The 24,773-nt window shown below is 69.1% G+C and carries 21 protein-coding genes; 11 read left to right on the top strand and 10 right to left on the bottom strand.

Annotation, left to right across the window (positions count from 1 at the left end; translation table 11 throughout):
* Positions 1-33 precede the first annotated feature (33 nt).
* The 4 genes from J8I33_RS06200 to cobU are packed head-to-tail and all read right to left on the bottom strand — an operon-like array spanning position 34 to position 3,452.
* The gene (locus J8I33_RS06200; RefSeq protein ID WP_209933915.1) at positions 34-951 is read right to left on the bottom strand and encodes a cobalamin-binding protein; all 918 of its coding nucleotides are present in this window, start codon (positions 949-951) and stop codon (positions 34-36) included.
* Entirely contained in the window at positions 948-1,967 is a 1,020-nt protein-coding gene (cobD, locus tag J8I33_RS06195) for a threonine-phosphate decarboxylase CobD (RefSeq protein WP_209933907.1), read from the bottom strand. Before cobD ends, J8I33_RS06200 begins: the two co-directional genes overlap by 4 nt.
* On the bottom strand, positions 1,960-2,904 hold the full coding sequence (cbiB, locus tag J8I33_RS06190; protein ID WP_209933901.1) for an adenosylcobinamide-phosphate synthase CbiB: 945 nt from the start codon (positions 2,902-2,904) through the stop codon (positions 1,960-1,962). Before cbiB ends, cobD begins: the two co-directional genes overlap by 8 nt.
* Positions 2,898-3,452 (bottom strand): bifunctional adenosylcobinamide kinase/adenosylcobinamide-phosphate guanylyltransferase, encoded by a 555-nt coding sequence (gene cobU / locus J8I33_RS06185; protein WP_050012055.1) that lies wholly within the window; start codon positions 3,450-3,452, stop codon positions 2,898-2,900. The genes cbiB and cobU overlap by 7 nt, the downstream gene beginning before the upstream one ends.
* 74 nt (positions 3,453-3,526) lie before the next feature.
* Between cobU and J8I33_RS06180 the strand changes: the two genes are divergently transcribed.
* From J8I33_RS06180 to J8I33_RS06165, 4 genes are all read left to right on the top strand, one after another.
* A complete protein-coding gene (locus J8I33_RS06180) occupies positions 3,527-5,029 on the top strand; it encodes a cobyric acid synthase (protein WP_209926382.1) in 1,503 nt (500 codons plus the stop codon).
* An 82-nt stretch (positions 5,030-5,111) separates the two neighbouring features.
* Positions 5,112-5,249, top strand: coding sequence for a hypothetical protein (locus tag J8I33_RS06175; RefSeq protein WP_162838115.1), 138 nt, complete (start codon positions 5,112-5,114; stop codon positions 5,247-5,249).
* A 151-nt stretch (positions 5,250-5,400) separates the two neighbouring features.
* Positions 5,401-5,814 carry a DoxX family protein gene (locus tag J8I33_RS06170; RefSeq protein ID WP_209933898.1) on the top strand — a complete coding sequence of 138 codons (414 nt, stop codon included), beginning with the start codon at positions 5,401-5,403 and terminating at the stop codon, positions 5,812-5,814.
* A gap of 146 nt (positions 5,815-5,960) precedes the next feature.
* The gene (locus J8I33_RS06165; protein ID WP_050012053.1) at positions 5,961-6,623 is read left to right on the top strand and encodes a ParA family protein; all 663 of its coding nucleotides are present in this window, start codon (positions 5,961-5,963) and stop codon (positions 6,621-6,623) included.
* A gap of 132 nt (positions 6,624-6,755) precedes the next feature.
* On the opposite strand, the gene panD is transcribed toward J8I33_RS06165, so the two are convergent.
* The 4 genes from panD to J8I33_RS06145 all read right to left on the bottom strand — a co-directional run bounded on the left by panD (position 6,756) and on the right by J8I33_RS06145 (position 9,350).
* Positions 6,756-7,142 (bottom strand): aspartate 1-decarboxylase, encoded by a 387-nt coding sequence (gene panD / locus J8I33_RS06160; RefSeq protein ID WP_006484038.1) that lies wholly within the window; start codon positions 7,140-7,142, stop codon positions 6,756-6,758.
* Between the two features lie 43 nt (positions 7,143-7,185).
* Complete coding sequence (gene panC / locus J8I33_RS06155; protein ID WP_089488927.1) at positions 7,186-8,025, bottom strand: pantoate--beta-alanine ligase; 840 nt, start codon at positions 8,023-8,025, stop codon at positions 7,186-7,188.
* Positions 8,026-8,284: 259 nt separating this feature from the next.
* Entirely contained in the window at positions 8,285-9,157 is an 873-nt protein-coding gene (locus tag J8I33_RS06150) for a ScpA family protein (RefSeq protein ID WP_021164248.1), read from the bottom strand.
* A gap of 4 nt (positions 9,158-9,161) precedes the next feature.
* Positions 9,162-9,350 (bottom strand): DUF3460 family protein, encoded by a 189-nt coding sequence (locus tag J8I33_RS06145; protein WP_006478107.1) that lies wholly within the window; start codon positions 9,348-9,350, stop codon positions 9,162-9,164.
* A 249-nt stretch (positions 9,351-9,599) separates the two neighbouring features.
* On the opposite strand from J8I33_RS06145, the gene J8I33_RS06140 reads away from it, so the two are divergent.
* Together J8I33_RS06140 and J8I33_RS06135 are read left to right on the top strand one after the other, a co-directional pair.
* Positions 9,600-11,414 carry an autotransporter assembly complex family protein gene (locus tag J8I33_RS06140; protein ID WP_089488733.1) on the top strand — a complete coding sequence of 605 codons (1,815 nt, stop codon included), beginning with the start codon at positions 9,600-9,602 and terminating at the stop codon, positions 11,412-11,414.
* 39 nt (positions 11,415-11,453) lie between these two features.
* Positions 11,454-15,494 (top strand): translocation/assembly module TamB domain-containing protein, encoded by a 4,041-nt coding sequence (locus J8I33_RS06135; RefSeq protein WP_209933891.1) that lies wholly within the window; start codon positions 11,454-11,456, stop codon positions 15,492-15,494.
* A gap of 90 nt (positions 15,495-15,584) precedes the next feature.
* Here J8I33_RS06135 and metG read toward each other — a convergent pair whose 3' ends face one another.
* Both metG and J8I33_RS06125 read right to left on the bottom strand, forming a co-directional pair.
* Entirely contained in the window at positions 15,585-17,741 is a 2,157-nt protein-coding gene (gene metG, locus J8I33_RS06130; RefSeq protein ID WP_050012049.1) for a methionine--tRNA ligase, read from the bottom strand.
* Positions 17,742-18,121: 380 nt separating this feature from the next.
* Entirely contained in the window at positions 18,122-18,769 is a 648-nt protein-coding gene (locus J8I33_RS06125) for an OmpA family protein (RefSeq protein ID WP_050012048.1), read from the bottom strand.
* Between the two features lie 353 nt (positions 18,770-19,122).
* On the opposite strand from J8I33_RS06125, the gene apbC reads away from it, so the two are divergent.
* The 5 genes from apbC (at position 19,123) to J8I33_RS06100 (ending at position 24,745) form a co-directional block, all read left to right on the top strand.
* A complete protein-coding gene (apbC, locus tag J8I33_RS06120) occupies positions 19,123-20,214 on the top strand; it encodes an iron-sulfur cluster carrier protein ApbC (protein WP_050012047.1) in 1,092 nt (363 codons plus the stop codon).
* Between the two features lie 133 nt (positions 20,215-20,347).
* Positions 20,348-20,884: a superoxide dismutase [Cu-Zn] gene (gene sodC, locus J8I33_RS06115; protein ID WP_050012046.1), complete on the top strand. Its 537-nt coding sequence runs from the start codon at positions 20,348-20,350 to the stop codon at positions 20,882-20,884.
* Between the two features lie 112 nt (positions 20,885-20,996).
* The gene (gene dcd / locus J8I33_RS06110; protein ID WP_006398615.1) at positions 20,997-21,566 is read left to right on the top strand and encodes a dCTP deaminase; all 570 of its coding nucleotides are present in this window, start codon (positions 20,997-20,999) and stop codon (positions 21,564-21,566) included.
* Between the two features lie 81 nt (positions 21,567-21,647).
* A complete protein-coding gene (locus J8I33_RS06105) occupies positions 21,648-23,927 on the top strand; it encodes an arginine/lysine/ornithine decarboxylase (protein ID WP_089488731.1) in 2,280 nt (759 codons plus the stop codon).
* Positions 23,927-24,745, top strand: coding sequence for a lysozyme inhibitor LprI family protein (locus J8I33_RS06100; protein ID WP_209934073.1), 819 nt, complete (start codon positions 23,927-23,929; stop codon positions 24,743-24,745). Before J8I33_RS06105 ends, J8I33_RS06100 begins: the two co-directional genes overlap by 1 nt.
* Positions 24,746-24,773 lie beyond the last annotated feature (28 nt).

Raw genomic sequence — 24,773 nt, 5'->3', positions numbered from 1 at the left:
ACCGGTGCACGATGCACCGCAACCCGCCGGAAATCAGCGCGCCGGCCGCCGCGCACGCGCGGCCTCCAGATCCTCGCACAGCGCGGCCGCACCCTGCGCGATCCGCGGCGCCGGCCGCGTCAGCAGATCGCCGTCGATCGCGAACAGGTTGTTGCGCGCCACGGCCGTCAGCGCGGGCCACGCGCGCCAGCGCGCGAGGCTCGGCAGCGGTTCGTTCGAACGGGTCGCGCCGGCACTCGTCGTGACGATCGCTTCCGGATTCGCCGCGAGCACCGCCTCGTCGGTCACGGTCGGCGCAAGCGGCTTGAGCGACGCGAACACGTTGCGGCCGCCGCAAAGTTCGAATACTTCGTTGATCAGGTGCGTGCCGTTGAGCGTCGTCAGCGGGCGGTCCCACACCTGGAAGAACATCGCGACGGGCGGGCGTGCCGCGTAGCGTGCGCGCAGTGTCGCGATGTCCCGCGTAAAGGCGGCCGCGGCGGCATCGGCGGCCGGTTGCGTGCCGAGCAGCGTGCCGAGCCGGCGCAACGACGACGACACGTCGTCGAGATGCTTCGGTTCGCTGAAGAACAGCGGGATGTGCAGCGCGCGCAGCGCGTCGGTCTGCCGCTCGGCGTTGCCGTGCCGCCAGACGACGATCAGGTCGGGCTTCAGCGCGGCGATGCGTTCGAGATCGAGCGCCTTGTTGTCGCCGACGCGCGGCACCGCTTGCGCGGCGGCCGGATAGTCGCTGTACGTGACGGTGCCGACGAGCTTCGCACCGCCGCCGGCCGCGTAGACGAGCTCGGTCGCGTGCGGCGCGAGGCTGATCACGCGCTGCGCGGGCGCGGGCAGCGTGACCGTATTGCCGGCGTCGTCGCGGGTCGTGACGTTGGCGTGGACGAGCGGCGCGTGAGCGAGCGCGACCAGCAGCGCGGCTGGCGTCGGCCGATGGAACACGCGTGAACTCATGCGGAGGCCCGCCGCAGCAGCGGTGCGCAATGTGCGAGCGCATCGCCGAGGCGCCGCCATTCGGCTTCGCTGCCCGGCAGGCCGATGCGCACGCTCGACGGCGTCGGGAAGTACCGCGTCCAGATCCCGCGCGCCGCGAGCGCCGCATGCAGCGCCGCGGCGCGCGGATCGTCGGTCCAGCTGAACAGCGGCGTCGCGCGCACCGCGAAGCCGTGCGCGCGCAGCAACGCGGCCAGTCGTTCGCCGTCGGCCCCGAGCCGCTCGCGCGCGGCGGCCTGCCATGCGCGGTCGGCGAATGCCGCGGCGACCGCATGGCGTGCGGGGCCGCTGACGGTCCACGCGCCGAGCATGTCGCGCAGCGCGGCGATCAGCAAGGGATCCGCGAGCACGAAGCCCGCGCGGATCCCGGCCAGCCCGAAGAACTTGCCGACCGAGCGCAGCACGACGAGCCCCGGACGATCGACCTGCGGCGCGAGCGATGGCGTCGCGCCCGTATCGGCGAACGCTTCGTCGACGATCAACGCGCCGCCGCGTGCCGCCAGTTGCGCGTGCCAGCCGAGCAAGCGCGCGGTCGGCACGAATTCGGCGGTCGGATTATTCGGATTCCCGACGATGACGTGGCGCAGCGTCGCGGGCAGCGTATCCGCGCGGATGTCGAGCGCGACGACGCGATGGCCGTGGCGCGCGAACGCGGGCGCGTATTCGCCGTACGCGAGCGCCGCGACGCCTGCGTCGCCGGCCGACAGCAACGCCGGCAACGCGCGGATCGCGGCCTGGCTGCCGGCAACCGGTAGCACGTGCGCGGCGTCGGGAGCATGGTAGTACCGCGCGGCGCAGGCCGCGAGGCCGTCGCCGTCGTCGGGCAGCCGGCGCCACGCGTCGGCCGGCACGGGCGGAACCGGGTAGCCGACCGGATTGATGCCGGTCGACAGGTCGAGCCACGCGTCGTACGGAATGCCGTGGCGGCGGGCGGCTTCGTGCAGGTTGCCGCCGTGCGCGATGGATGAATCAGACATGATGGGAGGCCATGACGAGTGCGCCGCTCGCGACCAGCAGCGCGAGCCACAGCGCGAGCGTGCGCGTGACGAGCGACAGCGCGGCGACGATGTGAAGGGCGGTGGCCGTGGCGCCGGTGCCGAGCGCCGGCCGATCCTCGATCTCGCCGTGATAGACGGCCGGGCCGCCGAGCTGCACGTTCAGGCTGCCGGCGCCCGCGGCCATCACGGGGCCCGCGTTCGGGCTGTCCCAGTGGTGCGCCTGCGTGCGCCAGCAGCGCCACGCGGCGGCCGTGTCGCCGAGCAGCGCGTAGCTCGCGGCGGTGAGGCGCGCGGGAATCCAGTTCAGCGCATCGTCGATGCGCGCGGCGGCCCAGCCGAAGGTCAGGAAGCGCGGCGTGCGGTAACCCCACATCGCGTCGAGCGTGTTCGCGAGCCGGAACAGCAACGCGCCGGGGCCGCCCGCGACGACGAACCAGAAGAGCGCGCCGAAGATCGCGTCGTTGCCGTTTTCGAGCGCCGATTCGACGGCCGCGCGCGACAGCGCACCTTCGTCCGCGTTGCTCGTGTCGCGCGACACGATGCGCGCGGTCAGCGTGCGCGCCGCGTCGAGGTCGTGCCGCAGCAGCGCGGCGGCGATCGGCGCGACGTGGTCGGCGAGGCTCTTCGCGCCGAGCGTGAACCACAGCAGCGCGATGTGCAGCGCCGCCGCGAACGGCCAGGGCAGCACGGCGACGAGCCATGCCGCGACGGCCACCGGCGGCACGACCGCCGCGAGCCACGCGGCGACGCCGACCACGCGGCCGCGCCGGCCCGTGTTCAGCGCGGCTTCGATGCGCGCGGCGACGCGGCCGAACGCGACGAGCGGATGCCAGCCGGCCGGCTCGCCGATGGCGCGGTCGACGATCGCGGCCGCGACCGCCAGCATCGCGACGACGGGCAGCGACAGCATCAGCATGACGGCGCGCCCGCCTTGAGGTCGAGCGGCAGCCCGGCAACCAGCAGCGTGACGCGCGTCGCGAGCGCGGCGACGCGCTGGTTCAGGCGGCCGAGCTCGTCGACGTAGCGGCGCGTGACCGACCCGAGCGGCACGACGCCGAGCCCGATCTCGTTGCTGACGACGATCACCTTCGCGTGCGCGCCGCGCAGCGCGTGCTCGAGCCGCTCGACCTGGGCCGCGTACTGCGCGTCGTCGAGCGGCGCGCCGTCGGCGGGGCACAGCAGGTTCGTGAGCCACAGCGTCAGGCAGTCGACGAGCAGGCACGCGTGCGGATCGTCGAGCCGCGCGAGCGTGCCGGCGAGATCGACGCTCGCGTCGGCGAACCCCCAGTCGGCCGGCCGGCGCGCGCGGTGATGCGCGATGCGCTGCGCGAATTCGGGATCGGCGGCGGTCGCGGTCGCGATGTAGGTGACGGGGCGGCCGCTGTCGGCGGCGAGCCGCTCGGCATGCGCGCTCTTGCCCGAGCGCGCGCCGCCGAGGACGAAGGTGAGGTCGTGCGGAATCATCGCGTGATTGTAACGGCGCGGGCGACCCGGCGCGGGCGATAATGCCGCCTTTGCTTCGCGACACCTTTCACACGATGAATGCACCCGAGCCGCGGCCGCGCGGCACGCTGATGATCCAGGGCACGACGTCCGACGCGGGCAAGAGCACGCTCGTCGCGGGCCTGTGCCGCCTCGCGCGCCGCGGCGGCGTGCGCGTCGCGCCGTTCAAGCCGCAGAACATGGCGCTCAACAGCGCGGTGACGGTCGACGGCGGCGAGATCGGCCGCGCGCAGGCGTTGCAGGCGCTGGCCGCCGGCGTCGCGCCGCATACGGATTTCAATCCGGTGCTGCTGAAGCCGACGAGCGACCGCGGCGCGCAGGTGATCATTCACGGCAAGGCGCGCATGAACCTCGACGCGCGGGCGTATCACGACTACAAGCCGGTCGCGTTCGATGCGGTGCTCGAGTCGTATGCGCGCCTGCGCGCCGGTTACGACACGGTGATCGTCGAAGGCGCCGGCAGCCCGGCCGAGATCAACCTGCGCGACGGCGACATCGCGAACATGGGCTTTGCCGAGCGCGTCGACTGCCCGGTCGTGCTCGTCGCCGACATCGATCGCGGCGGCGTGTTCGCGCATCTGGTCGGCACGCTCGCCTGCCTGTCGGACAGCGAGCGCGCGCGCGTGCGCGGCTTCGTGATCAACCGTTTCCGCGGCGACCTCAAGCTGCTCGAACCGGGGCTCGACTGGCTGCGCGCGCAGACGGGCAAGCCGGTGTTCGGCGTGCTGCCGTATCTGCACGGGCTGCTGCTCGACGCCGAGGACATGCTGCCCGCGCAGGCGCGCAGTGCCGCCGCCCGCGGCGATGCCGGCGTGTTGCGCGTCGTCGTGCCCGCGCTGCCGCGCATCAGCAACCACACCGATTTCGATCCGCTGCGCGCGCATCCGCAGATCGAATTCACGTACTGGAAGAGCGGCCCCGTGCCCGACGCCGACCTGCTGATCCTGCCCGGTTCGAAGAGCGTGCAGCGCGATCTCGCGTGGCTGCGCGATGCGGGCTGGGACGCGCTGATCCGGCGCCATCTGCGCTACGGCGGCAAGGTGATCGGCATCTGCGGCGGCATGCAGATGCTCGGCCGCACGCTCGACGATCCGCTCGGCCTCGAAGGCGCGCCCGGCAGCGTGCCGGGGCTCGGGCTGCTCGAGTTCGACACGACGCTGCAGCCCGACAAGACGCTGAAGAACGTGACCGGTCGACTCGCGCTGCCGGGCGCGGCGGCCGTGCGCGGCTACGAGATTCACATGGGCGACACGCGCGGGCCGGCGCTCGCGACGCCCGCGCTGACGCTGGCCGCCGATGCCGCGCAGGACGGCATGCGTCCCGACGGCGCGAGATCGGCCGACGGCCAGATCCTCGCGACCTACGTGCACGGGCTGTTCGACGCGCCCGCCGCCTGCGCGGCGCTGCTCGCGTGGGCGGGGCTCGACGGCGCGGCCCGCATCGACTACCCGGCGCTGCGCGAGGCGTCGCTCGAGCGGCTGGCCGACACGTTCGCCGAGCACCTCGACCTCGACGCGCTGTACGCCGAGTTTCGTTGAAACCGCGCCGGTCGACTCTCGCTTTTTCCGCGCGATCGCGTACAACAGAGGAGGGCGGAGGTCCGCCCGAAGGAGGGCGACGATGAGGGCTCGATGGTGGTGGAGCGTCCTGCTCGCGGCGCTGCTGGGCGCGTCCGCGGCCGCGCATGCCTGCGATTCGTATGCGCCGGGCGGCGGCCAGTCCGGCGGTGACGCCACGCAAGGCAAGAGCGGTTACTGAGCAGGAAGGACGCAGGGCATGATCGGTCATGCCCTTTTTTTGCGTCGATTCATTCCTGAATGGAGGTAATTTAAGCGGGCTGGCGCGTTTATCGGCCGAATGGATTCGAATAGAGTGCGATCCATTCCATCCACTCACCAAGGAATCCGTCATGAACGCCAATCGCCTGAACGATTTCGCCGCGACGCTGCTGCGCGTCGCCCTCGGCGTGCTGTACCTCGCGCACGTCGCACAGAAAGTATTCGTCTTCACGCTGCCGGGCACCGCGCAGTTTTTCACGTCGATCGGCCTGCCGGGCTGGCTCGCGTACCTGACCACGTTCGTCGAACTGGCGGGCGGCCTCGCGCTGCTCACGGGGTTCCGCGTGCGCATCGCCGCGCTGGTGCTGCTGCCGTTCATGCTCGGCGCGGTCGCCGCGCATCTGCCGAACGGCTGGGGCTTCTCGTCGCCGCACGGCGGCTGGGAATATCCGGCGTTCTGGGCCGTCACGCTGGCCGTGCAGGCCCTGCTGGGCGGCGGCGCGTTCGCGCTCGGCGCGCGGGAGGCCGCGGTCCAGCGCGCGTGACGTGAAGGAAAGCAGACGAAAGGGGCACAGGTTCGGTGCGACCGGTTCCGGTGACCCCCCGTTTGCCGATATCATCGCTCCCTGTATCCGCAATCGAGCGGCGCCTGCCATGCGGCCGGCGCCGCGCGGCTTTTTCGGGGGAATTCATGACGGTCATCGTGGTGGCGAATCCGAAGGGCGGCGTGGGCAAGAGCACGCTGTCCACCAATCTAGCCGGCTATTTCGCGGCGCAGGGCGCATGGGTCGCGCTGGCCGACCTGGACCGGCAGCAGTCCGCGCATGCGTGGCTCGACCTGCGGCCGGCCGGCTTGCCGGCGATCGAGGCGTGGGCGCTCGATCCGGAGGCGCCGTCGAAGCCGCCGCGCGGCCTCGAATACGCGGTGATCGATACGCCGGCCGGCCTGCACGGCACGCGGCTCAACGTCGCGCTGCAACTGGCCGACAAGGTGATCGTGCCGCTGCAGCCGTCGATGTTCGATATTCTCGCGACCCAGCAGTTTCTGGAACGCCTTGCCGGCGAGAAGGCCGTGCGCAAGGGCAGCGTCGAGGTCGGGATCGTCGGGATGCGGGTCGACGCGCGCACGCGCTCGTCCGACCAGCTGCACCGGTTCGTCGAAGGGCTCGGCCTGCCGGTGCTCGGCTACGTGCGCGACACGCAGAACTACGTGCAGATCGCCGCGCACGGCCTGACGCTGTGGGATGTCGCGAAAAGCCGCGTCGAGAAGGATCTCGAACAGTGGCGGCCGATCGTCGAATGGGCCGAGCGCCGCGCGCCGAAGGCCGAGAAGGCCGTCAAGGCCGCGTCCTGAACGCCCGGCCGTCCGGCCGGCGCGACATCCAATGAGAAGGGCCGGATCCCGTCGCGTACGGTGTCCGGCCCTTCGGTCGCAGGCGGCATCGCTGCACCGCATGCCGCGGCATGCGGGCGTGCCCCGCTCAGGTCACGTCCAGTTCTGCGTCGGCACGTGATCGCGGTGGCCCTTGATCTTGTTGCCTTCGTCGATGAACACGAGCTTCGGCTTCCAGCCGGCCTGCAGTTCCGCTTCGTCAACCATCGCGAATGCCGCGATGATCACGAGGTCGCCGAGCTGCGCGCGGCGTGCGGCCGAGCCGTTCAGCGAGATCATCCCGCTGCCGCGCTCGCCCTTGATCGCGTAGGTCGAGAAGCGCTCGCCGTTGTTGATGTTCCAGATGTCGATCCGTTCGTTTTCGATGAGGCCCGCCGCTTCGAGCAGGTCTTCGTCGATCGCGCACGAACCTTCGTAGTGCAGTTCGCAGTGCGTGACCGCCGCACGGTGGATCTTCGATTTGAGCATGTGGCGCTGCATGGTGTCTCCGTGATGCGTCGTGAGAGGCGCGGCGGGCCGCGCGTCAGATTTCCAGGTTGTCGATGAGGCGCGTCGCGCCGAGCTTCGCGGCCGCGAGCACGACGAGCGGTTCGCCGGCTTCGAGTTCGGCTGCGCTCGGGGCGATCAGGTTCGCGCGGCGGCGGATCGCGATGTAGTCGGGCACCCAGCCGCGTTCGGCCAGGTGCGCGTGCGCATGCTGCTCGAGCTTGCCGAGATCGCGTTCGCCGCCGAGCACGCTGTCGCGCACGCGCTGCAGCGTTTTCGCCAGTTCGGGCGCTTCGTTGCGCTCGTCGGTCGTCAGGTAGCGGTTGCGCGACGACAGCGCGAGGCCGTCGTCGTCGCGCACGGTTTCGGCGGCGATGATGTCGACCGGCAGCGCGAGCTGCTGGCACATCCGGCGCACGATCATCAACTGCTGGTAGTCCTTCTTGCCGAACACGGCGACGCGCGGCTGCACGCAGGACATCAGCTTCGTGACGACCGTGCACACGCCGGCGAAGAAGCCGGGCCGGAACTCGCCCTCGAGGATCCCGCCGAGATCGTCCGGCGGCAGCACGCGGTATTCCTGCGGCTCAGGGTACATGTCGCGCTCGGTCGGCGCGAACAGCACGTACACGTTTTCCTGCTGCAGCTTCTCGATATCGTCCTGGAGCGTGCGCGGGTACTTGTCGAAATCCTCGTTCGGGCCGAATTGCAGCCGGTTGACGAAGATGCTCGCCACGACCGGGTCGCCGTGCTGGCGCGCGAGGCGCATCAGCGACAGGTGCCCTTCGTGCAGGTTGCCCATCGTCGGCACGAACGCCGTGCGGTTCTGTCCGCGCAGCTGGTCGCGCAGTTCCTGGATCGAGCTGATGACTTTCATGATCGGGTAGCGGGTTCCTCGCGCAGGCGCGCGTTGACGCCGCGGCAGCGGCATCGGGGTCGAAGCGGAGAACGCCGGCGCGCGGGCGGCGCATCGGGTGTCGGCGGATTGTAGAGGATTTGGCCGCGCGACGCATCGATAAAAGAACGATCGTTCACTTTATAGTGGGACGTGCCGGATACCCGCCGGACGGCCATTCGCCGCGGCGAAGCGTCGAGCGTCGGGATACACCGGGGAACGGGGAGCGGCGGGGCGGCCCTTACGCGGGCAGGTAAGCGAGACGCACGTAGATCGGCGCGAACGGTTCGGCCTGCGTGATCTCGAGCAGCGATTCGCGCGCGAGTTCGAGCATCGCGATGAAGTTCACGACGACGACCGGCACGCCGCGCGACGTGTCGAACAGCTCGGCGAATTCCATGAAGCGCGCGTTCTGCAGCCGGCGCAGGATCAGGCTCATGTGTTCGCGCACCGACAGCTCCTCGCGGGAGATCTTGTGGTGCTGGACGAGCTTCGCGCGCTTGAGCACGTCGGCCCACGCGGCGCGCAGGTCGTCCGAATTCACGTCGGGAAAGCGCGGCGTGACGCTCTGCTCGATGTAGACCTCGGCGCGCAGGAAATCGCGGCCAAGCTGCGGCAACTGGTCGAGCCGCTGCGCGGCGAGCTTCATCTGCTCGTACTCGAGCAGCCGGCGCACGAGTTCGGCGCGCGGATCCTCGGCTTCCTCGCCGGTGTCGGCCTTCTTGACCGGCAGCAGCATCCGCGACTTGATCTCGATCAGCATCGCGGCCATCAGCAGGTACTCGGCCGCGAGCTCGAGGTTCGACGTGCGGATCTGGTCGACGTAGCCCAGATATTGCGCGGTGACCTGCGCCATCGGGATGTCGAGCACGTTGAAGTTCTGCTTGCGGATCAGGTACAGCAGCAGGTCGAGCGGGCCTTCGAACGTCTCGAGGAACACCTCGAGCGCGTCGGGCGGGATGTACAGATCCTGCGGCAGCTTGAACAGCGGCTCGCCGTACAGGCGAGCGAACGCCGCGACACCGTCGACCGTGTCGGGCGTCGAATCGGCGCCCGCGGGCGCGGCGATCGCGTCGTCCTGCCGGGCGGCGCTGGCCTCGTCGGCGGCGCTCACGTCGTCAGAAGTTCTGGTAGTAGACGTACGACGTTTGCTTCACGCGCGATTCCTGCTGCTCGGCGCGCTCTTCGAGATCGATCGGCTGCTTGTCCCACAGCAGGGAACGGCCCTTGCGTTGCTCTTCCTCGAGCGTCGGCTTCTGCTGCTTGAGCTGGTTCAGGAACTGCGTGACGTCGGACTGGTACGGCATGGCTGGATCTTCCGTTTCGGGCGGCGCACGATGCGCCGGATTCTCGATGGCGGGATTTTACCGCATCGCGGGGAACAGCCGGCGCCAATCGAGCGTCGAATCCGCGGGCCGGCGCTGGCGGGCGTCGTGCGGTGGCCCTGCCGCGGCCTTGGCACTCTTTCACAATCGTTTGGCCGTGACGTCGGCGCCCTGTGGTCAAATACAGGGTTTTCCACGAAACCGTAACACACCAGGACGGCGAGGTCATATTTGGCGGGGCAGTCGAACCAGCAAGCACACACGGCGCATCACGCGGGCCGGCGCGCGGCACGCGATCGCGCCGACGCCGCGGCCCGCGTCGCGCGGGCGGCCCTCGCGGGTTGCCTGGCCGCGTGCTTCGCGCTGCCGGCCCACGCGAAGTACGACGTCGACATCGACGCGCCGCGCTCGATCCGCAAGCTCCTGAAGACGCATCTCGACATCGCCCGCTTCGCGAAGCGCGACGACATCAGCGACGACCAGTTCGACTTCCTCGTGACCGCCACGCCGCAGCAGGTGCGCGACCTGGCCGCGACGGCCGGCTATTTCTCGCCGGTCGTGCGCACCGACGTGCGCACCCGCGACGGCAAGCGCGACGTGCGCATCGCGGTCGATCCGGGCAAGCAGACCGTCGTGTCGACGGTCGACCTGACGTTCAAGGGGCCGGTGGAAACCGAGGATCCGAAGCAGGAGACCGCGACGCGGTTCGCGTTCTCGATGAAGCCGGGCGACCCGTTCACGCAGTCCGACTGGGACGACGCGAAGGGTGCGGCGCTCCGGCAACTGCAGTCGCGCCGCTATCTCGGCGCGAAGATCGCGTCGTCCGAGGCGCGCATCGATCCGCGCACGCAGCGCGCGACGCTCGCGGTCGCGTTCGACAGCGGTCCGACGTTCACGATCGGCAAGGTCGACGTCGACGGCGTGCGCCGTTATCCGGAAAGGATCGTCACGAACGTCAATCCGCTGTCGGAAGGCGAGATCTACGACGTGCGGCGGATCACCGAACTGCAGCGGCAGCTGCAGAACACGCCGTACTACGCGAGCGTCGCGATCGACGTCGGCGACGATACGTCGAAACCCGATCGCACGCCCGTGCACGTGAAGGTCAGCGAGTTTCCGTACAACAACATCCGCGGCGGCGTCGGCTTCGCGACCGACACCGGGCCGCACGTGCAGGGTTCCTATACGTATCTCGACACGTTCGGCGCCGCGTGGCCGCTGACCGTGTCGGGCCGGGTCGACCAGATCCAGCAGTACGGGCAGGTCCAGCTGTCGATGCCGCCGGGCGAGAAGGGCTGGACCAACAGCGTGCTCGCGTCGTACACGAACACCAACGTGTCGGATACGCGCATCTACAGCGCGCGGATCGGCGCGCAGCGCACGCGCACCGGCCAGTTCATCGACTATGCGTATTCGCTGATGTACTACCAGGACCGGCTCGACCAGAACGGCGCGGGGCCGACCACGAGCCGCGCGCTGGTGCCGCAGTGGGCGTGGACCCGCCGCAACGTCGACGATCCACTGTTTCCGCGCTCGGGCAACCTGATTCACGCGGAGGCCGGCTTCGCGGTCAAGCACGTGCTGGCCGACGAAACCTTCATCCGCGGCTACGCGCGCGGGCAGCAGTATTTGCCGATCGGCAAGCGCGACCTGTTCGTGTTCCGCGCGGAGCTCGGCGGCGTGTTCACGAGCGGCAGTTCGACCGGCGTGCCGGCGTCGCTGCTGTTCCGTGCCGGCGGCTCGAATTCGGTGCGCGGTTACGGCTACCAGAGCATCGGCAACAGCGTCGACGGCTCCGTCTTGCCGACCAAGTACCTGATGACGGGGACGGCCGAATACCAGCACTGGTTCAACCGCGACTGGGGCGCCGCGACGTTCTTCGACATCGGCACCGCGACCGATGCGTGGGGCGAGCGCGTGTTCTACCCGGGCGTGGGCGTCGGTGCGCGCTGGCGCAGCCCGGTCGGTCCGATCAACGTCGACGTCGCGTACGGGTTGCGCAACCACAGCGTGCGCCCGTACCTGACGCTCGGCATCGCTTTCTGAACCTGCCGCCCTATTGACGACGACCGCACGACGAACCGCATGACGAAGGACCCGAACGACACGCCGCCGCCTCACGATCCGGATTCGCCCGACGGCGCGCCCGGCACGCCGCCGCGCGTGCCGCGCCGCGGCCGCGCGTGGCGGGCCGTCGCGTGGACGCTCGCGACGGTCGTGCTGCTCGTCATGCTGGCGGCGGGGCTCGTGCTGGGCGCGGTGACGACCGAGCGCGGCACGCGGCTCGCGTGGCAGGTAGCCGGCAAGGTGCTGGGCACGCGGCTCGCGGGCACGCTCGAAGGCGGCTCGCTCGCGACCGGCGTGCGCTTGCGCGGGTTCGCATGGACCAGCCCCGACGGCACCGGCACCGAGGTCCGCATCGACCGGCTCGACGGCCGCTGGGCACTGACGCGCGCGCCGTGGCGGCTGTCCGTCGCCTATCTGCGCGCCGGCACGATCGACGTGCGGATCGTGCCGGGGCCGTCGACGCCGAGTACGACGCCGCAGAATCTGAGCCTGCCGCTGCAGGTGCGGATCGACGACCTGCGCGTCGCTCGCCTCGCCATTCACGAAGGCGCGTCGACGACGCAGCTCGACCATCTCGCGCTGAACGGCCGCAGCGACGGCCGCCACCATGAACTCGTGCTCGACGGCGTCGATACGCCGTACGGCGCGCTGACCGCGCGCGCGAAGCTCGACGGCGTGAAGCCGTTCGCGCTGACGGGCGACGCCACCTACGTGGGCAAACTCGCCGATGAACCGGTCAACGCGAGCGCGAACGTGTCGGGGTCGCTCGAAGCGCTCGTCGCCGACGTCTCCGCGAGCGGGATGAAGCTGAACGGGCGCGCGCACGTCGAGGCTGCGCCGTTCGGCACGGTGCCGCTCACGCGTGCGTCGCTCGCGTTCGACCACGTGAACCCGCAGGCGCTGTCGCCCGGCGCGCCTGCGGCCGATCTCGCGGTGCGCGCGGAACTCGCGCCGGTGAGCGCGCCGGCCGGCGCGGCGCCCGCGAAGGGCTTCGCGGTGACGGGCCCGGTGTCGATCGTCAACGCGAAACCCGGCACGCTCGGCGACCATCTGCTGCCGGTGATCGACGCGCACGCGAGCGTGCATCTCGACGCGCACGCGCAGCGCATCGACGGTCTCGCGCTGAAACTGATCCGCGACGGCAGCGTGACCGGCGGCGGCACGCTCGCGGGTGGCAAGGGCCGCTTCGACCTGAAGGTCGCGAACCTCGACCTGAACGCGTTCGTCGCCGAGCTGCGGCCGATGCGCCTCGGCGGCCCGCTCGGCGTCACGCTCGCGGGCGACGTGACGACCGTCGATTTCAACCTGAACGACCCGAAGCTCGCGCTCGGCGCGCGGGCCAAGGTCGCGCTGACGCAGCAGCAGACCGTGCTGACCGATACGCGCGTGACTGCGGGCAAGGGCCGCATCGACCTGACGGGCGTGTTCCGCCACGACGCGCATTCGACCTATGACGCGAAGGCGACACTGACCGCGTTCGATCCGCTGCTGCTCGCCGCGATGAGCGCGCCGAAGGCGGGCGGCAAGGCGCCTGCGAAAGCGGCCAAGGCGCCGGCCAAGCGCGGCGAGACGCGCGTGTCCGGCACGCTGACCGCGTCGGGCGCGTTCGCGCCGCAGGTATCGACGAAGGCGACCTTCAAGCTCGCCGACAGCCTGTACGACGGCGTGCCGCTGACCGGCGCCGGCGTCGTGCAGCTCGCCGGCTCACGAATTCTGCCGAGCAACGCGAACCTGTCGATCGCCGGCAACCACGTCGACCTGCGCGGCAGCTTCGGCGCACCCGGCGACCGGCTGCGCTTCGTCGTCGACGCGCCGCAGCTCGACCGGCTCGGCTTCGGCGTCGAAGGGCTCGTGCAGGCGCAGGGCGACCTGACCGGCAGCTTCGCGCATCCGAACGTGACGGCCACCTACAAGGCCGAGCACGTCGTCGTCGGTTCGAACCGGATCGGCACCGCCCAGGGCCGCGCCGACATCCGCGACGGCGCGCACGGCGCGCTCGTGTTCACGGCCGACGCGGCCGACATCGCGCTCGGCTCGTTCAAGCTGAAGTCGTTGCGCGCGAACCTCGACGGCACGCGCGCGAAGCACACGCTCGACGCGTCGGCGCTCGGAATGGCCGGCGGCCGCGTGATCGACCTGACGCTGGCGGCGAACGGCGGCGTGGTCGAGAACCGCGACGGCATGCGCTGGGACGGCACCGTTACGCGGCTCGCGAATCGCGGCACGCCGGCGCTTGCGCTGCAGGCGCCGCTGACGATCTCGGCCGGCGCCGGCCGCGTGACGCTCGGCGCGACGCGGCTCACGCTCGAAGGCGCGGCGATCGACCTGAAATCGTTCGTGTTCGATCGCGGCCAGATGCGCTCGGCCGGTTCGGTGACCGGCGCATCGGTCGCGCGTTTCCTCGAGGTTCGCCAGGTGCTGACCGGCCAGCGGCCGCCGGTGCGCACCGACGTCGTGCTCGATGCCGACTGGGATTTCTCGCTCGGCGTGAACGCGACGGGCTACGTGCAGGTGAAGCGCCGTGGCGGCGACGTGACGATCGAGACCGGCCGCGGCATCGCGTCGCTCGGCCTGACCGACCTGTCCGCCCGCGCGAGCTTCGCGCCCGGCAACCGGCTCAACGTGACCGGGCTCGCAAAGGCGAGCCGGATCGGCACGCTGGACGCGAACGTCACGGTGCCGTTCGCGCTGCGCGACGGCGTGTTCGGCATCGTCGACGACGGTCCGCTGTCGGGCCGCATCGATGCCGACATCCCGGCGCTGAAGACCACCGGCAACCTGTTCGGCCCGAGCTACCTGCTCGGCGGACGCGCGGCGCTGAAGCTGACGGTGTCCGGCACGCCGGTGAAACCGAACTTGTCGGGGACGCTGACGGGCGACGAGCTGTCCGCGACGTTGATCGACCAGGGCGTCCAGTTGAAGGACGGCATCGTGCGCGTGAAGCTGTCGGACAACCTCGTCGAATTTCAGCAGGTCGAGTTTCACGGCGGCGACGGCACGCTGCGCGCGCTCGGCCGCGTGCGCCTCGACGGCGAGGCGCCGGACCTGACCGCGAGCATCGTCGCGGACAAGCTCGAACTGTTCGCGGCGCCGGATCGCAAGCTGTCGCTGTCGGGCAAGGCCACCGTCGCGAACGACGGGCCGCGCGGCGCGCTGGCGATCGACGGCAAGTTCGTCGTCGATCGCGCGCTGTTCGACCTGCCCGAGCAATCGGCGCCGCATCTGTCGGACGACGTCGTGATCGTGCAGCCGGACGGCACGGTGCGCGGCGAGACGCCCACCGGCACCGCGGCCGCGAAGCCGAAGCCGGTCGAGAACAAGCCGGCGCCGTCGCTGGCGCCGCGCGCGAACATCGACGTCGGGCTCGGCAACAACTTCCGCTTCAAGGGCCACGGTGCGGATCTCGGGCTGCGCGGCACGATCACCGTAATGAGCGCGCCGGGCGTGCCGCTGCGCGCGATCGGCAACGTGCGCGTGACCGAGGGCTCGACGTACACGACGTTCGGCCGCAAGCTCGCGGTCGAGAACGGCTTCTTCACGTTCAACGGCCCGGTGGCGAACCCCGGCGTCAACATCCTCGCGATGCGGCGCAACCAGGAGGTCGAGGCTGGCGTGCAGGTGACGGGGACGATCCAGTCGCCGACGGTCAAGCTCGTGTCGGAGCCGAACGTGACGGACAACGAAAAGCTGTCGTGGCTGCTGTTCGGGCACGGCACCGACCAGGGCAACAACGTCGGTCAGCAGGGGGCGATGACGGCGGCGCTCGGGCTGCTCGGCAGCGTGACCGGCAAGCGGGTCGCGCAGACCTTCGGTCTCGACGAGGTGTCGGTCGGCCGCAGCGAAGTCGGACTGACCGATCCGCAGGTCGTGCTGGTGTCGAAGGCGATCAACGAGCGGTTCGTGCTCGGCTTCGAGCAGGGGCTGCAATCGGCGAGCAACGCGTTCAAGGCGACGATCAACCTGACGCGCTTCTGGTCGGTGTCCGCGTACGGCGGCACGTTCCAGGGCGTCGACTTGAACTACACGCGGCGCTTCGACCGGTGGTTCGGGCAGCGGTGACGGAGGGCCGGCGTACCGGACAGCGATAAAAAAGCCCCGCACGATTCAAACCGTGCGGGGCTTTTTTGCGCCAGCAGCAGCGCGTTTCGCTTACTTCACGCGCATGCCCGGCTTCGCGCCGCTGTGCGGCTCGAGGATGTAGAGGCCCGGTTCCGCCTTCTCGTCGGTGGCCGACGCGGCGAGCACCATCCCTTCGGACAGGCCGAACTTCATCTTGCGCGGCGCGAGGTTCGCGACCATCACCGTCAGCTTGCCGACGAGCTGCTCGGGCTGGTACGCGGACTTGATGCCCGAGAACACGTTGCGGGTCTTTTCCTCGCCGACGTCGAGCGTGAGCTGCAGCAGCTTGTCCGAGCCCTCGACGGCCTGGCACGCGACGATCTTCGCGATGCGCAGGTCGATCTTCGCGAAATCGTCGATCGAGATCGGTGCATCGTCGGCGCCGTTCGCGGCGGCCGGCTTCGCGTTCGCCTTCGCGTTGTTTTTCGCATCCTTCGCGGCGTTCGCGCTCGCGGCGGCCGCACCCGTTGCCTCGGCCTGCAGCGAATCGCGGTTCGCGGCGAGCAGCGCTTCGAGCTGCTTCGCGTCGACACGCGTCATCAGGTGCTGGTACGCCTTGATCGGCTGCGCCGACGACAGCGGCTTTGCGGCATCGGCCCACGCGAGCGGCGCGATCCCGAAGAACGCCTCGACCGCTTCGGCGACGCGCGGCAGCACCGGCTTCAGCGCGAGCGACAGCAGGCGGAACGCCTCGAGGCTCACGCTGCAGGTTTCGTGCAGCGCGACCGCGTTGGCCGGATCCTTCGCGAGATCCCACGGTTTCGCGCCGTCGACGTACGCGTTCACTTCGTCAGCGAGCTCCATCGTGTGGCGCAGCGCGCGGCCGTATTCGCGTGCTTCGTAGCTCGCGGCGATTTGCGGAATCGCATCGCGCAGCTTCGCGACGAGCGGATGATTCATCGCGCTGTCCTGCACGCGGCCGTCGAAGCGCTTGATCAGGAAGCCGGCTGCGCGGCTCGCGATGTTCACGTACTTGCCGACGAGATCGCTGTTCACGCGCGCCTGGAAGTCGTCGAGGTTCAGGTCGATGTCTTCCATCGTCGCGTTCAGCTTCGCCGCGAAGTAGTAGCGCAGCCACTCGGGGTTCAGGCCCGTGTCGATGTAGCTCTGCGCGGTGATGAACGTACCGCGCGACTTCGACATCTTCGCGCCGTCGACGGTCAGGAAGCCGTGCGCGAACACGTTGGTCGGCGTGCGATGGCCCGAGAACTCGAGCATCGCGGGCCAGAACAGCGTGTGGAAGTACAGGATGTCCTTGCCGATGAAGTGATACTGCTCGGCCGTCGAGCCCGGGCGGATCCACGCGTCGAAATCGATGCCGTTACGGTCGCACAGGTTCTTGAAGCTCGCGTAGTAGCCGACCGGCGCGTCGAGCCACACGTAGAAATACTTGCCGGGCGCGCCCGGGATCTCGAAGCCGAAGTACGGCGCGTCGCGCGAGATGTCCCAGTCGGCGAGCTTGGCTTCGCCGGCGTCGCCGAGCCATTCGCGCATCTTGTTGGTCGCTTCGGGCTGCGCGAGGCCGCTCACCCATTCGCGCAGGAACGATTCGCAACGCGGGTCGGACAGGCGGAAGAAGTAGTGCTTCGAGGTCTTGCGCACCGGCGTCGCGCCCGACACGACCGAATACGGGTTCAGCAGTTCGGTCGGCAGGTACGTCGAGCCGCACACTTCGCAGCTGTCGCCGTACTGGTCCTTCGCGTGGCACTTCGGGCACTCGCCCTTGATGAAGCGGTCCGGCAGGAACATTTCCTTGACCGGATCGTAGGCCTGCTCGATTTCGCGTTCGGCGATCAGGCCGGCTTCCTGCAGCGCGAGATAGATCTTCTCGCTCAGCACGCGGTTCTCGTCCGAATCGGTCGAGTAGAAGTTGTCGAACGACACGCCGAAGCTGTCGAAGTCGCGCTTGTGCTCGGTCCACACGCGGTCGATCAGCTGCTTCGGCGTCACGCCTTCCTTCTCCGCGCGCAGCATGACCGGCGTGCCGTGCGTATCGTCGGCGCCGATGTAGTAGACCTCATGGCCATGCATTCGCAGCGTCCGCACCCAGATGTCGGTCTGGATGTACTCGACCAGGTGGCCGATGTGGATCTGCCCGTTGGCATAGGGCAGTGCGGACGTAACGAGGATCTGGCGGCTGCCTTGCGGCGCCGCAGCCTGCACGGAGGTGAGGTCGGATGCGGACATAGTGTCTGGAGAAGAACAGCGGGAAAAACGACGGGAAACCGCGATTCTAGCAGGGGCGCGGGCCAGCGCGGCGGGCGGGCGCCGCGGACCGGGCGCCGGAACGGGCAGGGGCGCCCGCGCGGCGTGCCGGGGGGGTGTTGTGCTGCAGCGCAACACGAATTCTGCGGGCAAAAAAAACCGGGGCGGATACGGCCCCGGAGCAACAACGACAAGAGGAGAATGGTGACGCGCCGGCAACACCAGCCGCGTACCGTAAATACTGACCACGGCCTGCGACAGAAGTTCGAAAATTTTTTCGATTTGTTACCGGCCCCGCCCAACGCCTTGTCAGGCGGGGCTGTGCGGGCGCGGCGCCCGCACGTTTCCTCTCGTGGTCGCGCTTATTGATGCTGTTGCGGCGCGCGCAGGTAGATCTCGACGCGGCGGTTCTGCGCGCGGCCGGCTTCGGTCGCGTTGTCCGCGATCGGGTTCGACGGGCCCATGCCTTGCGCGGACAGACGGCCGCCGTTCACGCCGCGCTGCACGAGCGCGTTCACGACGCTTTGCGCGCGGTTCTGCGACAGCGTCTGGTTCAGCTGCGCCGAGCCCGTGCTGTCCGTGTAGCCGACGATCGACGCCGTCACTTGCGGGTTCTGGTTCAGCGTGGTCGCCAGGTCGTTCAGCAGCGGCGTGAACGCCGGCGTGATCGCGTACTGGTTCGTCGCGAACGTGACCGAGCTCGGCACGTTCAGCTTCAGCGAGCCGTCCGGCTGCTCGGTGACCTGCGTGCCCGTCTGCGCTGCCGACGGCGCGAGCTTGTTCTTGATCGCTTGCCAGTTGTAACCCGTCACGCCGCCGACCAGTGCGCCGACGCCCGCGCCGATCGCCGCGCCCTTGCCGCCACCGGCCAGTGCACCGATGCCCGCGCCCAGCGCCGCACCCGTGCCGGTACCGACGGCCGTGTTGTTACCTTGCTGCGTGGCGCAGCCTGCCAGCAGCGCGCCGGCGAGTGCGAAGACGGACAGGCGAGTCGCGATTTTCATGTTCATCTTGGATTCCTCTCTTGGTTGAACGAGTCGACAACGACGACAAACAACAGTGATGGCTCCCTGCGCGGGCCGTCCGAAAAAGGAAGGCCGGCCGGCGCTCGCGGCAGCCGCCGAGGCGCTCGCATGCCCTGTCCGTCAGCGTGGCTGTTCGGGCAGTGCGACGCGTCAGCCTCTACAATATAGGCGGTGAGTGGCCGATTTGGCCCTATAGCATGCCGCACGCGAAGAGTGCGCCGGGTCGCGCGTTCGCGCAATGGCGTGCAACAGATTCTTTCACTTTTCCCGAATTTCGCCGCGGAATTTGATATTTTTTGACGTTTTGCGCGCGAGAAAAACGTTTTCACGGAGTTTCGATGAGCATTGACCGGGCCCAAGTCGACGCCGCGCTGGCGGCAGTCGTCGACCCCAATACCGGCCGCCCGTACGCGGCGAACAAGGGCGTGCGCAACGTCGCGATCGACGGCGATGTCGTGGCGCTCGACGTGGTGCTCGGTTATCCGGCGCGCAGCCAGCACGACGACGTGCGCGCGCGCGTCGCCGCAGCGCTCCAGGCCGTGCCGGGCGTGCGCGACGCGCGCGTCGCCGTGTCGCAGGAGATCGTCGCGCATACGGTACAGCGCGGCGTGAAGCTGTTGCCGAATGTGAAGAACATCGTCGCGGTCGCGTCGGGCAAGGGCGGGGTCGGGAAGAGCACGACGGCCGTCAATCTCGCGCTCGCGCTCGCCGCGGAAGGCGCGTCGGTCGGCATTCTCGACGCCGACATCTACGGCCCGTCGCTGCCGACGATGCTCGGCATCCACGGCCAGCGCCCCGAGTCGCCGGACAACCAGTCGATGAACCCGCTGGTCGGCCACGGGCTGCAGGCGAACTCGATCGGCTTCCTGATCGAGGAAGACAACCCGATGGTGTGGCGCGGCCCGATGGCCACGTCCGCGCTCGAGCAGCTGCTGCGCCAGACCAACTGGCGCGAGCTCGACTACCTGATCGTCGACATGCCGCCGGGCACGGGCGACATCCAGCTCACGCTCGCGCAGCGCGTGCCCGTCACCGGCGCGGTGATCGTCACGACGCCGCAGGACATCGCGCTGCTGGACGCGAAGAAGGGGCTGAAGATGTTCGAGAAGGTCGGGATCCCGATCCTCGGCATCGTCGAGAACATGAGCATCCACGTCTGCTCGAACTGCGGCCACGAGGAGCACATCTTCGGCGCCGGCGGGGCGGAGCGGATGGCGAAGGATTACGACGTGACCGTGCTCGGCAGCCTGCCGCTCGACATCGCGATCCGCGAGCGCGCCGACAGCGGCACGCCGACGGTCGCGGCCGATCCCGAAGGCGCGCTCGCGCGTCGTTACCGCGACATCGCGCGTGGGGTCGCGCTGGCGATTGCCGAGCGATCGCGCGACATGACGTCGAAGTTCCCGTCGATCGTTGTTCAAAATACGTAAAACCCTTGCGGGGCGGGGCCTCACGCTGTTTGCTGCGCCGCGAGGCGCGGTATCATGGCGACTTTTCCCGGGTCCCTTTACCCGCCCGGCGCGGCCGTCGTCTCGAACGGTCGCCAGCCGGCATGAGGATCGAATGAAACAACGACATCACGGCGTGCGCGCCGGCCGCGCGCGGCGCGCGCTGCTGGCCGCCGCCGCGCTGGGCCTGCTGGCCGGCTGTACCTCCTTTTCCTCGTCGCACGAAAAACGGGCCGACGCGCAACTGCAGCCGACGGTCGGCTCGCAGGCGCGTGGCGCGGTGACGTTCGTCGAGCGCCCGGACGGCGTGCAGGTCACCTACAACCTGGTCGGCCTGCCGCCGAACAGCGATCACGCGCTGCAGGTGCACGAACGCGGCGACTGCAACGCGGGCGACGGCTCGAGCGCCGGCCAGGTGTTCGCGCCGGCCGCCGACCGGTTGCGCGCGGGCGCGCGCGTCGCCGGCGATCTCGGCAACATCCACGCGGATGCGAACGGCGTCGCGGCCGGCTTCATCGTCGCGCCCGATCTGGCCCTCGATGGCGTGCGCTCGGCGATGAACCGCGCGGCGCTGGTGCACCGCGACGCGAGCGACCCCGCGTTTTCGCAGCATGGCGCGGGGCCTGCGCTGGCCTGCGGCGTGATCCGTTGACGGCCGCCGCGTGCGTGGGCCGATGATCGCGTAAAATGTCCGCCTTTCCCGGCCGCCGCCTCGCGCGAGCGGCCCTCCCTGATTGTCACGCAGCGTTTCCAGGCGCCCAGATATGAGCATCAAGTCCGACAAATGGATTCGGCGCATGGCCGAAGAGCACAAGATGATCGAGCCGTTCGTGCCCGATCAGGTCCGCGCGTCCGAGGACGGCCGCCGGATCGTCAGCTACGGCACGTCGAGCTACGGCTACGACATCCGCTGCGCGGACGAATTCAAGATCTTCACGAACATCAACTCGACGATCGTCGATCCGAAGAACTTCGACGAGGGTTCGTTTGTCGATTTCAAGGGCGACGTGTGCATCATCCCGCCGAATTCGTTCGCGCTGGCCCGCACCGTCGAATATTTCCGCATCCCGCGCACCGTGCTGACCGTCTGCCTCGGCAAGTCGACCTATGCGCGCTGCGGGATCATCGTCAACGTGACGCCGTTCGAACCCGAATGGGAAGGCTACGTCACGCTGGAATTCTCGAATACCACGCCGTTGCCCGCGAAGATCTACGCGAACGAAGGCGTCGCGCAGGTGCTCTTCTTCGAAAGCGACGAGGTGTGCGACGTGTCGTACGCCGATCGCGGCGGCAAGTATCAGGGGCAGCGCGGTGTCACGCTGCCGAAAACCTGATCTGGTTGCATAACGTCTCACCAGTTTCCGGGTGACCGCTGCGCGTGACGCGCCGCGGTCGTTCTTTTTGGAGAATCGCCCATGAAGTTTCGTTTCCCCGTCGTCATCATCGACGAAGATTTCCGCTCCGAGAACATCTCGGGCTCCGGCATCCGGGCGTTGGCCGAAGCGATCGAGAAGGAGGGCGTCGAAGTCCTCGGCCTCACGAGCTACGGCGATCTGACGTCGTTCGCGCAGCAATCGAGCCGCGCGTCGTGCTTCATCCTGTCGATCGACGACGACGAACTCATGCTCGGCGAAACCGGCCCGGACGGCGAGCTGCCGGAGCTCGCGACCGCGATCATCGAGCTGCGCGCGTTCGTCACCGAAGTGCGCCGCCGCAACGCGGACATCCCGATCTTCCTGTACGGCGAGACGCGCACGTCGCGCCATCTGCCGAACGACATCCTGCGCGAACTGCACGGCTTCATCCACATGTTCGAGGACACGCCGGAGTTCGTCGCGCGCCACATCATCCGCGAGGCGAAGGTCTATCTCGATTCGCTCGCGCCGCCGTTCTTCAAGGAACTGGTGAAGTACGCGGACGAAGGCTCGTACTCGTGGCACTGCCCCGGGCACTCGGGCGGCGTCGCGTTCCTGAAGAACCCGCTCGGCCAGATGTTCCACCAGTTCTTCGGCGAGAACATGCTGCGCGCGGACGTCTGCAACGCGGTGGACGAACTCGGTCAGCTGCTCGACCACACGGGCCCGGTCGCGGCGTCCGAGCGCAACGCGGCGCGCATCTTCAGCGCCGATCACCTGTTTTTCGTGACCAACGGCACGTCGACGTCGAACAAGATCGTCTGGCACGCGACGGTCGCACCGGGCGACATCGTGCTGGTCGACCGCAACTGCCACAAGTCGATCCTGCACGCGATCACGATGACGGGCGCGATCCCCGTGTTCCTCACGCCGACGCGCAACCATTTCGGCATCATCGGGCCGATCCCGCGCGACGAATTCAAGCCGGAGAACATCCGCCGGAAGATCGAGGCGAACCCGTTCGCGCGCGAGGCGCTGCGCCAGAACCCGGACATGAAGCCGCGGATCCTGACGATCACGCAGAGCACGTACGACGGCGTCGTCTACAACGTCGAGATGATCAAGGACCTGCTCGGCGACCTGCTCGACACGCTGCACTTCGACGAAGCGTGGCTGCCGCACGCGACGTTCCACGATTTCTACCGCGACATGCACGCGATCGGCGACGGCCGTCCGCGCACCGGCGCGCTCGTGTTCGCGACGCACTCGACGCACAAGCTGCTCGCGGGCATTTCGCAGGCGTCGCAGATCGTCGTGCAGGATTCCGAGAACCGCACGTTCGACAAGCACCGCTTCAACGAGGCGTACCTGATGCACACGTCGACGAGCCCGCAGTACGCGATCATCGCGTCGTGCGACGTCGCGGCCGCGATGATGGAGCCGCCGGGCGGCACCGCGCTCGTCGAGGAATCGATCGCCGAGGCGATCGACTTCCGCCGCGCGATGCGCAAGGTCGACGCCGAATACGGCGACGACTGGTTCTTCAGCGTGTGGGGGCCGGACAACCTGTCCGAGGAAGGTATCGGGTCGCGCGAAGACTGGATGCTGAAGCCGAACGACCACTGGCACGGCTTCGGCCCGCTCGCGGAAGGCTTCAACATGCTCGACCCGATCAAGGCGACGATCATCACGCCGGGGCTCGACGTCGACGGCGAGTTCGGCGAGACCGGCATTCCGGCCGCGATCGTCACGAAGTACCTGGCCGAGCACGGGATCATCGTCGAGAAGACCGGCCTGTACTCGTTTTTCATCATGTTCACGATCGGCATCACGAAGGGTCGCTGGAACTCGATGGTGACCGAGCTGCAGCAGTTCAAGGACGACTACGACAACAACCAGCCGCTGTGGCGCGTGCTGCCGGAATTCGTCGCGCAGCATCCGCGCTACGAGCGCGTCGGCCTGCGCGACCTGTGCACGCAGATCCACGACGTGTACCGCGCGAACGACATCGCCCGCCTGACGACGGAGATGTACCTGTCGGACATGGAACCGGCGATGAAGCCGTCGGACGCGTTCGCGAAGCTCGCGCACCGCAAGATCGACCGCGTGCCGCTCGACGAGCTCGAAGGCCGCGTGACGAGCATCCTGCTCACGCCGTACCCGCCGGGCATTCCGCTGCTGATCCCGGGCGAGCGCTTCAACAAGACGATCGTGAACTACCTGCGGTTCGCGCGCGACTTCAACGAGCGCTTCCCGGGCTTCCACACCGACATCCACGGCCTCGTCGCGGAAGAGGTGAACGGCCGCGTCGAGTACTTCGTCGATTGCGTGCGCGACTGATGGCGGCGCACGGACGATTCCGGACGATGCGCGCGGCGCTGGCCGCGCTCGTCGTCTGGGCGGCAGGATTGGCGGGGCTCGCCGGCGCGGGCGTCGCCCATGCGGAAGTTGCGGCGGCCGACCCGATCGACGTCGCGATGCGGCAATGCCTCGCGCGGCGCGACCGGTCGTCGCCGGCCGGGCAGATCCAGTGCATGGGCGAAGCGCAGCAGCAGTGGCAGGCCGTGATGGACGGCGCGTACCAGCGCCTGTTGAAGGATGCGCCGGCCGACGCGAAGCGCGGCTGGCAGGACAGCCAGCGCCGCTGGCTCACGTGGCGCAAGGACGAAGTGCTGCTGCTGAAGGCCGTGTACGACACGACGCGCGGCACCGCGTATGCGATGTCGAGCGCCGACCTGCAGTTGCAGCCGGTGCGCGATCGCGCGCTGGCGCTGCGCGGCGCGGCCGATCGCTATGCGCCGCCGCCCGCCGCCGTGCCGGTCGCGGCGACGAGCGGTGCGCCGGGCGGTGCCGGTGGGGTCGCGCCGGCCGGCGCCAAGCCGGCGAATGCGCCGCGCGATCCGGCGATCCGCCGCGTGCGGCCGTGCGCGCAGGACGCCGCATGCGAACACGCGTTATTCGACTTGAACCGCTATTACCAGAAGCTGCACCGCAAGATGCCCGCGCATTCGGCCGCGACGCTCGTGCGCGCGCAGCGCGCGTGGGTGGCGTTCCGCGATGCGACGGCGCCGCTCGTCGGCGAGGACGGACGCGTCGACCTGATCGGCGCGCGCATCGCGACGATGAAGCGGCTGTCGGAGACGGCCGGCAATCGGTAAAGGCGCGCCGCTTTTGACTGCGGCGACA

It is taken from the genome of Burkholderia sp. AcTa6-5, assembly GCF_017815075.1.
GTDB lineage: Bacteria > Pseudomonadota > Gammaproteobacteria > Burkholderiales > Burkholderiaceae > Burkholderia > Burkholderia sola.
This window is presented reverse-complemented; position numbering and strand designations above follow the sequence as displayed.

Coding starts and splice junctions, on each gene's coding strand:
- J8I33_RS06200 (WP_209933915.1), bottom strand. CDS start 951: ATGAGTTCACGCGTGTTCCATCGGCCGACGCCAGCCGCGCTGCTGGTC.
- cobD (WP_209933907.1), bottom strand. CDS start 1,967: ATGTCTGATTCATCCATCGCGCACGGCGGCAACCTGCACGAAGCCGCC.
- cbiB (WP_209933901.1), bottom strand. CDS start 2,904: ATGCTGATGCTGTCGCTGCCCGTCGTCGCGATGCTGGCGGTCGCGGCC.
- cobU (WP_050012055.1), bottom strand. CDS start 3,452: ATGATTCCGCACGACCTCACCTTCGTCCTCGGCGGCGCGCGCTCGGGC.
- J8I33_RS06180 (WP_209926382.1), top strand. CDS start 3,527: ATGAATGCACCCGAGCCGCGGCCGCGCGGCACGCTGATGATCCAGGGC.
- J8I33_RS06175 (WP_162838115.1), top strand. CDS start 5,112: ATGAGGGCTCGATGGTGGTGGAGCGTCCTGCTCGCGGCGCTGCTGGGC.
- J8I33_RS06170 (WP_209933898.1), top strand. CDS start 5,401: ATGAACGCCAATCGCCTGAACGATTTCGCCGCGACGCTGCTGCGCGTC.
- J8I33_RS06165 (WP_050012053.1), top strand. CDS start 5,961: ATGACGGTCATCGTGGTGGCGAATCCGAAGGGCGGCGTGGGCAAGAGC.
- panD (WP_006484038.1), bottom strand. CDS start 7,142: ATGCAGCGCCACATGCTCAAATCGAAGATCCACCGTGCGGCGGTCACG.
- panC (WP_089488927.1), bottom strand. CDS start 8,025: ATGAAAGTCATCAGCTCGATCCAGGAACTGCGCGACCAGCTGCGCGGA.
- J8I33_RS06145 (WP_006478107.1), bottom strand. CDS start 9,350: ATGCCGTACCAGTCCGACGTCACGCAGTTCCTGAACCAGCTCAAGCAG.
- J8I33_RS06135 (WP_209933891.1), top strand. CDS start 11,454: ATGACGAAGGACCCGAACGACACGCCGCCGCCTCACGATCCGGATTCG.
- metG (WP_050012049.1), bottom strand. CDS start 17,741: ATGTCCGCATCCGACCTCACCTCCGTGCAGGCTGCGGCGCCGCAAGGC.
- J8I33_RS06125 (WP_050012048.1), bottom strand. CDS start 18,769: ATGAACATGAAAATCGCGACTCGCCTGTCCGTCTTCGCACTCGCCGGC.
- apbC (WP_050012047.1), top strand. CDS start 19,123: ATGAGCATTGACCGGGCCCAAGTCGACGCCGCGCTGGCGGCAGTCGTC.
- sodC (WP_050012046.1), top strand. CDS start 20,348: ATGAAACAACGACATCACGGCGTGCGCGCCGGCCGCGCGCGGCGCGCG.
- dcd (WP_006398615.1), top strand. CDS start 20,997: ATGAGCATCAAGTCCGACAAATGGATTCGGCGCATGGCCGAAGAGCAC.
- J8I33_RS06105 (WP_089488731.1), top strand. CDS start 21,648: ATGAAGTTTCGTTTCCCCGTCGTCATCATCGACGAAGATTTCCGCTCC.
- J8I33_RS06100 (WP_209934073.1), top strand. CDS start 23,927: ATGGCGGCGCACGGACGATTCCGGACGATGCGCGCGGCGCTGGCCGCG.